We start from the raw sequence: 7,631 nt of genomic DNA on the forward strand, positions 1-7,631 counted from the left end.
CAAAGAATTCTGTGAGCAGCAGGATGTGGATCTCGATAAGATTATCCAGGCCGAAGGCTTTGAGGCCTCTAAATATCAGAAAGAGTTTGCCCGGGCCATCGTGGAGTACGAAGAGCTGGGCGATTCCGTCGATGATGCCGTAGAAGAAGTGATCATCAACGACGAGAAGAAGAAAGAGTTTATGAAGAAGGCCAACGTAGTGGATCGGCTCTACAAAGCCATCCTGCCCGACCCGGACGCCGAGGAATTCCTGCCGGTGCGTTCGGCCCTGAAAGCCATTAAGGATCGCATTAAGATCATCGGTCCTGAGAAAAACGATGATATATCAGAGGTGAAGAAGGAGATTGAGAAGAAGTTAGATGAGGGCATTGCCAGCGAACCCATTACAATCGATGGAGATAATGAGCTTATTGATATTGGGCAGGTTGACTTTGACAAACTGAAAAAGCGTTTTAGCAAAAAGAAGCACAAGCGTGTGGCCCTGGAGAAGATGAAAACCAAGATCGAGCAGCAGGTCCAAGAGATGGTCGAGCAGAACCGCACCCGCATGGATTTCAAGGAGCGCTACGAGGAGATGATCGATAAGTACAACAATTATAGCGTGTCGGTAGAGATGCAGCTGGAGGAGCTGTTTAACTTCGTCCAGGATCTAAACGAGGAGCAGGAACGCCATGTTCGCGAAAACCTCTCTGAAGAGCAGTTGGCGGTATTTGATATCGTTACCCAGCACGAGAAGATAGAGCTGACGAAGAAAGAACGCGATCAGATCAAGGAGGGCATTACCGAGCTGATTGAAAAGCTTAAGCAGGAGAAGCTCGTGATGGACTGGACTAAACAGCAGCAGCGCATCGCGGATGTGAAGGTTACCATCGAAAAAGAGCTGGATAGCATCCTACCTGACAAGTACGACCGCCAGCTCTTTGCCCAAACCTGTAACGAGGTGTTTGATCATGTATATCAGTCATATTAGGGTTTAAAACATAAGATGTCATCTGAATATATGTACCTATGATATAAAAATATAATTGACGAATCTTGTGTGTATGGTAAGTTGGCCAGTTTACGCCAGACTTTGGAAGAGTTGGAAGAATAATTATAAGTTAAGTAAAAATTAGTATGAAGGTAATTAATGTCGAACTCGAGCTCCATACCAAGTCCTGTATACTTATTCAGAATTATCCATGTTGATAATTTAGGGTTTATTTTAGATGAACAAGAATTAAGGAGCCCTAATCATCCTAATAAAGATCCAGCTTATACTGGGATAGGTGATACTTCTCTTATAAGCAAAAGGGGGGCTAAGACAATTCAGAAGGGGCCAGGTGGGACTTTTAGAGATTATGTGGCATTTTATTTTGGTCCTCGTTCTCCTATGTTATATGAAATTAAGAATGGTTATAATAATGTTACTAAAAGGAATCAGGAAGATATAATATATTTAGTAACAACAGTTGAAGAGATAGAGGATAATGGTTGTGGTTATGTATTCTTTGATGGCCACGCATATCATAGTTTCTCGTGTTGTTTTGAAGATTTGAGTAACTTGGATAGCGTTGATTGGGATATTGTTTATTCTAAATACTGGTCTGATAGAGAAGATGATCTGGATCGAAAAAGGCGGAAACAGGCTGAGTTTTTAGTTCATGAATCTTTGTCTTGGGATGCAGTTGAAGGTATTATTGTATATAATGATAATGCTAAGCAAAGAGTTGAACAATTATTACAGGCACGGAGTATTACTTGTGCAATCAAAATAAAACGTAATTACTATTATTAATGATTCGATATAAAGTGGGTGATATTCTAAAGGCGGATACGGAAGCCTTAGTAAATACCGTAAATACTGTTGGGGTTATGGGTAAGGGCATTGCTTTAGCTTTCAAAAAGGCTTATCCAGATAATTTTAAACAGTATAAGAAAGCAGTAGATGAAGGGAAGGTAAGGATAGGAGCACCCTTTGTTACTCAAACTGGCCTGCTTCAACCAAAATACATTATTAATTTCCCAACTAAGAAGCATTGGAGACACCCCTCAAAGCTTTCCTATATCGAGAAGGGAATGGAATCATTAGTTAATATTATTAAAGATAATGATATCAAGTCTCTTGCAATTCCCCCTTTAGGTTGTGGCAATGGTAAACTCAACTGGGATGAAGTTAAACCTATAATGGAACATTATTTGTCTCCATTAGCTAAGGATCATGAGTTTATAATATTTGAACCTGGGTACAATGATCAGGAAATAAAAGAAAAAGAAGAAGTTAAGCTTACTTCAGGAAGAGCGATGCTTTTACATGCTCTTGATGAATATGGAGTATTGGGCTATGAGATAAATTTACTTGTGGTGCAAAAGGCAGCATACTTTTTACAAAGGTTAGGTGAGCCTTTGAGATTAAAACATGAAAAAGGTTACTATGGACCTTATGCTCACAATCTGAATCATCTGCTAAAGCATATAAATGGATTTTACATAAAGTACAAATCACAGCGAAACAAACCCGATACTACTGTTCATTTGGTAGAAGATAAGCTTGAACGAGTTAAAAGTTTTGTAAAAGAAAAGTTAGATCCATCTCAAAAGGAAAGGGTTCAAAAATTATTAGACCTTATTGAAGGTTTTGAGTCACCTTATGGGTTAGAGTTATTGGCTACTGTTGATTATATCAAACAGAATAAGCCTGATATAAGTTTTGATGAGCTCAAAAATGAAGTTCATAATTGGACCAACCGGAAAAGATCAATAATGAAAGACCATCATCTAAAAGTAGCCTATCAACGGCTTGAGCAGTCGGATCTTTATACCTGATTAATATATGATAGTTGAGTGAGTTGTACTACCTTAATTTGCATATATGTACCAAAACGCATACACTTATAAATAAATGTATGCAATTTGTTACACATGTATGTTTCCGACGAAAAAATAGAAGAAGCCATAAATGTCTTTAAGCAACAGAATGGAGTGCTAAGAATGTCTGAAGCCCTGGATAAAGGGATTTACAGGCGCACTCTTTATCATATGCTTGAGCATGGGTACATCACAAAGCTTGAACGTGGAGTTTATAAGCTTAAAGACAAAGGACCGCTTTCAAATCCCGATCTGGCAATTGTGGCAACGAAGATTCCCAAAGCAAGAGTATGTCTCGTCTCCGCGCTTGATTTCCATGAGATGACCACTGAAATACCACACAGTGTTCATATTGCCCTTCCCAGGACAAGTAGAGATCCTAAGCTGGACTATCCTCCGCTATCAGTCTATCGGTTCTCTGGTAAGAGTCTCACCGAAGGTGTGAAAGAGTATGAGATAGATAATATAAAAGTACAGCTCTATAGTCCGGCCAAGACCATTGCCGATTGTTTTAAGTTCCGGAATAAGATTGGACAGGATATAGCAATAGAAGCTCTCGAAAGAGGAGTTAAAGAAGGCAAGGCAAGCTATAAGGATATACTCCACTATGCGGAAATTTGTCGCGTTAAAACAGTTATTAAACCTTATATGGAGAGTATAGCTAATGGCTAAATCTAAGCAGGCAATAATTGATTCTGTACATCAACGTCTATTGAATAAAGCCAGGGAGACCGGTAGACCGTTTAACGAGTTGCTGCAATACTATGCGATGGAGAAGTTCCTGTTACGGATGAGCAAATTACCCAATGCAGAGGAGTTTGTGCTAAAAGGAGCACTGCTTCTAAGAGCGACCGGTATATCAGAGTTAAGAGCAACCAGAGATATCGATGTACTTAAATATGGAAGTAGCGCAATTTCTGATATTGAAGAAATCTTTAGAGAATGTTGCAATATCAATATTGAAGGCGATGGGTTGATATTTGATCCTGATAGCGTGGAAGGCGAAGAGATACGAGAGCAGGAAGAATACGATGGGATTCGGGTCAAAGTCCGAGGGAACTTGGGGAATGCCCGCATTACTATTCAAATTGATCTTGGGTTTGGTGATGTTATTACTCCGGAACCGCTGTGGATAGAGTATCCTTCAATCTTGGATGAGGATACTCCCAAGATTCGTGCATATACGTTGGAAAGCTCCATAGCGGAGAAATATCAGGCTATGGTTAACCTGGATATAGCCAATAGTCGCATGAAAGATTTTTATGATATTTACTTTCTGTCAGAGAAGAGGTTGTTTGAAGGCCCGGTTATGCAGAGAGCAATTAAAGAAACCTTTAGTCGCAGAGAGACTGATATTCCCACAGAATTACCAACAGCCCTAACAGAGGCTTTTTACGAGGACGAGACTAAGAAAAAGCAATGGAAAGCGTTTATAGGTAAAATATCCGATGACCAACTACCAAAAGAGCTTAGCTCCATTGTTGGTCGTGTTAAAGCATTCCTTTGGCCTGTAACTATTTCAATTCAGGATCAGTCTGATTTTACTCAAAGTTGGAAACCAGCTGAGGGATGGAGTTAGTCGGTCAATTTTGATGTCCTCTTGACATATATCAAGAGTTTTTCCTGTCATATATCAATGGAGGGCATGAGTCCAAGTAGTATGTTAAGCATGAACAAACTGTTTAACATCAAAGCAATAACACAATGACTACTGCAACTAAAACCTTATGGAAGATTGATCCAACACACTCTGAAGTACAATTTAAAGTAAAGCACTTGGTAATTTCGACTGTTACCGGAAGCTTCGGCTCATACGATGGAAAAATTGAAGCTGATGGTGACGATTTTAAGAATGCCAAAGCAAGCTTTACTGCTGATATCGACAGCATCACCACTAATAATGAAGATCGTGATCAGCACTTAAAGTCAGACGATTTCTTTAATGCTGATGAGTATCCACAACTGAAATTTGAGTCCACAAACTTTGAGAAAGTTGTCGAAGGAGAATACAAGGTAACCGGGGATTTAACGATCCGCGAGGTCACCAAAGAAATTGAACTGGATGTCGTCCATGGCGGTACCGTTACAGACCAGTATGGACAGACCAAAGCTGGCTTTGAAGTTGAAGGCACCATCAACCGAAAAGAGTTTGGCCTAACTTGGGATGCCGTAACCGAAGCTGGTAACGTGGTTGTGGGCGATAAAATTAAACTGCAATTAAATGTACAGTTCATTAAAAATTAACTGCCGACTAACGTCCCATACGCCTATAAGCGGGTATTCTCTTCCGGAGGATATCCGCTTTTTTATTTCCTGATAATTCCCTGTACATTTTTAGATATCTGTGATAAGTCAGTTTACATAAAATAAGGCGGCAACAAACTAAGCCAACAACGAGAATGTACCAGGTACTAAAAGAAAGTTTTCAGGAGCATGTTTCGTTAAACGATGAAGAGTGGGAGATGTGCAAAAATAATTTCCGTCCCAAGCGCATGCTCAAACGACAATTTCTGCTTCAAGAAGGCGATGTTTGCCGCGAATTAGCTTTTGTGGAAAAGGGGGCACTCTATTCTTACACGGTCGATTCAAAAGGCAACCAGCATGTCATACGTTTTGCCTTTGAAGGTTGGTGGATGGCAAATCTTCAAAGCTTCTTCACTGGTAAGCCAACAACCTTAAATATCGAGGTGCTTGAAGACAGTGAACTTTTGATGCTTGACCGGAAAAATCACCAAAAACTGTTGGATGAAATCCCCGCCTACGAGCGTTACCATCGTATTATCGTGCAGAATGCCTATGTGGCCTTGCAGCAGCGCGCGGAAAATGCGCTTGGACTTACCGCTGAAGAAAAGTACAGCCGTCTGATAGAACAAAATCCCGAGTTTATGAATCGCGTGCCACTGAATTTGGTGGCTTCCTATCTGGGAATGAGTCCCGAAACACTAAGCCGGGTTCGCAGTAATTTTGGCGGCTAATTTAGCACGTCCTGTAGCGACTCATCTCGCTCTATAACTGATTTAGCAAAGGGACAAAGTGGAATGACCGTCAATTCATGGTCACGAGCATAATTCACCGCATGTTCGACTAAGGCTTTACCAACTCCTTCACCGCGTAATGAATCCGAGACTTCAGTGTGATCAATAATTATTTTGCTGTTTCCAGCTTTTGAGTAGGTGATTTCGGCTTCCATTTCTCCATTCTTTTCTACAAAAAATGACCCTTTGCTGTCTTCATCTTTGTGTTGAATATCCATATTGCTACATCAAGTAGAGCTTAGTATTTATTGTTATGCAATACTATATAAATCAAATCATAGTTAACAGCGATAACTTGCCAGCGAATGTTTTATTGATATATGTCAAGGATTTTTCTTAGCACATATCAATGAGAAGGGCTCTGTGGCGAATTAAGTTTGCGGTAACAAAATGAAACCGCAAATAGAAACACACTGATTATGCCTATTACCAAGCAAACCATCGCGATTATCGGAGCTGGCGGGAGTATGGGCTCCGCAATTGCAAAACATGTTGCCGGCGGGAACTATCGTCTGCTCCTGTTTGATCAGGATTACAGTAAATTACCTAAGCTTACCGAAGAAATAGATCAGGAATATCCCAACACTGATGTGAAGGCGATGGATTGTGCCCACGGCTGTGGTTGGGAAGCCGATATTATCATCATGGCCGTTCCGCATGATCAGGAACAGGAAATTGCCGAAAAAATAAAGGATGTGGCGACACAAAAGACGGTAGTCAGCATTGCTAATCCTGTAGATGAAAATTCCGATGAATTAACTACAAAACCGGATACCAGTGCAGCGGAAAAGCTACAACAGTGGTTACCACATTCCAACGTAGTAAAAGCATTTAATACCACCTTTGCCGCTGACTTTGATCAGCCAGTCATTGACGGCCAGAAGTTCGATTCTTTTATCGCGGGTAACGACGAGCAAGCCCTTGAAACGGTTACTGAAATGGTTGAGACGGTAGGATTCAATCCTATTAAAATTGATAACCTTGTCTTCAGTCGTACCCTGGAACGCATGCAGTTTCTACTCATGAAGATAATTCGCAGGAATGATTACCAGTGGTTGGCCGGCTGGAAGATACTACGGAGTTAACTCACACATTAAGACTAACAACAAACTATTTAACACTATGATACTTATTACAGGAGCAAACGGACATTTAGGATCGCAAACCATTGACTTTTTACTGGAGAATAATCCTGATTCGGATATTGCCGGCCTTGTCCGGAGTGAAGAAAAAGGTGCTGAACTCAAAGAAAAAGGAGTTGAGCTAAGGATTGGTGACTACACCGATTATCCATCAATAGAAAAGGCTGTTGAAGGAATCGACAGGTTGCTGTTGATCTCTTCGAGCACGTTGGAAGGACGGACTGATCAGCACAACAACGTGATTCAAGCCGCTAAAGAAGCCGGTGTGGAGCAGATTTTCTACACCAGCATTGTAGAGGCAGACAAAGAGCTGAGTCCACTTTCGCCTGATCACGCTGCAACGGAGAAGCTTATTAAAAATTCCGGCATCTCCTATACCATTTACCGAAATGCGTTTTATATGGAGTTTCTACCGCTCTTTTTGGGCGATGCATTAGAAACGGGCCATTGGGCCTTTCCATCCGATGGCAACGCCATCAACCTGGCACTGCGCTCAGAGATGGCCGAGGCCTTGGCAAACGGACTGGCCAATGCAGAACAACACAAAAACAGCATCTACGAAATTACTTCAGCGCAAGCCTACACGCTTGATGAAATTGCTGACTTG

10 protein-coding genes are annotated in these 7,631 nt (G+C 41.1%); 9 read left to right on the plus strand and 1 reads right to left on the minus strand.

The window, feature by feature from the left end; translation table 11 throughout:
• The 7 genes from ACQ76V_RS15760 to ACQ76V_RS15790 form a co-directional block, all read left to right on the plus strand.
• Positions 1-970: type I restriction enzyme endonuclease domain-containing protein (locus tag ACQ76V_RS15760; RefSeq protein WP_441001471.1), on the plus strand; the 970-nt coding region annotated here is incomplete at its 5' end.
• 159 nt (positions 971-1,129) lie between these two features.
• Positions 1,130-1,777 (plus strand): type II toxin-antitoxin system toxin DNA ADP-ribosyl transferase DarT, encoded by a 648-nt coding sequence (gene darT / locus ACQ76V_RS15765; RefSeq protein WP_441001472.1) that lies wholly within the window; start codon positions 1,130-1,132, stop codon positions 1,775-1,777.
• Positions 1,777-2,805 (plus strand): type II toxin-antitoxin system antitoxin DNA ADP-ribosyl glycohydrolase DarG, encoded by a 1,029-nt coding sequence (darG, locus tag ACQ76V_RS15770; protein ID WP_441001473.1) that lies wholly within the window; start codon positions 1,777-1,779, stop codon positions 2,803-2,805. Before darT ends, darG begins: the two co-directional genes overlap by 1 nt.
• A 96-nt stretch (positions 2,806-2,901) precedes the next feature.
• Positions 2,902-3,519 carry a type IV toxin-antitoxin system AbiEi family antitoxin domain-containing protein gene (locus tag ACQ76V_RS15775; RefSeq protein ID WP_441001474.1) on the plus strand — a complete coding sequence of 206 codons (618 nt, stop codon included), beginning with the start codon at positions 2,902-2,904 and terminating at the stop codon, positions 3,517-3,519.
• Complete coding sequence (locus tag ACQ76V_RS15780) at positions 3,512-4,426, plus strand: nucleotidyl transferase AbiEii/AbiGii toxin family protein (protein WP_441001475.1); 915 nt, start codon at positions 3,512-3,514, stop codon at positions 4,424-4,426. The genes ACQ76V_RS15775 and ACQ76V_RS15780 overlap by 8 nt, the downstream gene beginning before the upstream one ends.
• 125 nt (positions 4,427-4,551) lie before the next feature.
• On the plus strand, positions 4,552-5,091 hold the full coding sequence (locus tag ACQ76V_RS15785) for a YceI family protein (RefSeq protein WP_441001476.1): 540 nt from the start codon (positions 4,552-4,554) through the stop codon (positions 5,089-5,091).
• A 155-nt stretch (positions 5,092-5,246) separates the two neighbouring features.
• Entirely contained in the window at positions 5,247-5,822 is a 576-nt protein-coding gene (locus ACQ76V_RS15790; protein ID WP_441001477.1) for a Crp/Fnr family transcriptional regulator, read from the plus strand.
• On the opposite strand, the gene ACQ76V_RS15795 is transcribed toward ACQ76V_RS15790, so the two are convergent.
• A complete protein-coding gene (locus tag ACQ76V_RS15795) occupies positions 5,819-6,100 on the minus strand; it encodes a GNAT family N-acetyltransferase (protein WP_441001478.1) in 282 nt (93 codons plus the stop codon). The two genes, ACQ76V_RS15790 and ACQ76V_RS15795, sit on opposite strands and share 4 nt — an antisense overlap.
• 201 nt (positions 6,101-6,301) lie before the next feature.
• Here ACQ76V_RS15795 and ACQ76V_RS15800 point away from each other — a divergent pair, with 201 nt between their 5' ends.
• Together ACQ76V_RS15800 and ACQ76V_RS15805 are read left to right on the plus strand one after the other, a co-directional pair.
• Positions 6,302-6,967, plus strand: coding sequence for an NADPH-dependent F420 reductase (locus tag ACQ76V_RS15800; RefSeq protein WP_441001479.1), 666 nt, complete (start codon positions 6,302-6,304; stop codon positions 6,965-6,967).
• Positions 6,968-7,004: 37 nt separating this feature from the next.
• Positions 7,005-7,631 (plus strand): NAD(P)H-binding protein (locus ACQ76V_RS15805; protein ID WP_441001480.1); only part of this gene is annotated, 627 nt, incomplete at its 3' end.

The sequence above is a fragment of the Fodinibius sp. SL11 genome (assembly GCF_052060035.1).
Lineage (GTDB): Bacteria > Bacteroidota > Rhodothermia > Balneolales > Balneolaceae > Fodinibius.

What these genes read in the sequence shown, in the direction of transcription:
- darT (WP_441001472.1), top strand. Translation starts at nt 1,130, where the DNA reads ATGTCGAACTCGAGCTCCATACCAAGTCCTGTATACTTATTCAGAATT.
- darG (WP_441001473.1), top strand. Translation starts at nt 1,777, where the DNA reads ATGATTCGATATAAAGTGGGTGATATTCTAAAGGCGGATACGGAAGCC.
- ACQ76V_RS15775 (WP_441001474.1), top strand. Translation starts at nt 2,902, where the DNA reads ATGTATGTTTCCGACGAAAAAATAGAAGAAGCCATAAATGTCTTTAAG.
- ACQ76V_RS15780 (WP_441001475.1), top strand. Translation starts at nt 3,512, where the DNA reads ATGGCTAAATCTAAGCAGGCAATAATTGATTCTGTACATCAACGTCTA.
- ACQ76V_RS15785 (WP_441001476.1), top strand. Translation starts at nt 4,552, where the DNA reads ATGACTACTGCAACTAAAACCTTATGGAAGATTGATCCAACACACTCT.
- ACQ76V_RS15790 (WP_441001477.1), top strand. Translation starts at nt 5,247, where the DNA reads ATGTACCAGGTACTAAAAGAAAGTTTTCAGGAGCATGTTTCGTTAAAC.
- ACQ76V_RS15795 (WP_441001478.1), bottom strand. Translation starts at nt 6,100, where the DNA reads ATGGATATTCAACACAAAGATGAAGACAGCAAAGGGTCATTTTTTGTA.
- ACQ76V_RS15800 (WP_441001479.1), top strand. Translation starts at nt 6,302, where the DNA reads ATGCCTATTACCAAGCAAACCATCGCGATTATCGGAGCTGGCGGGAGT.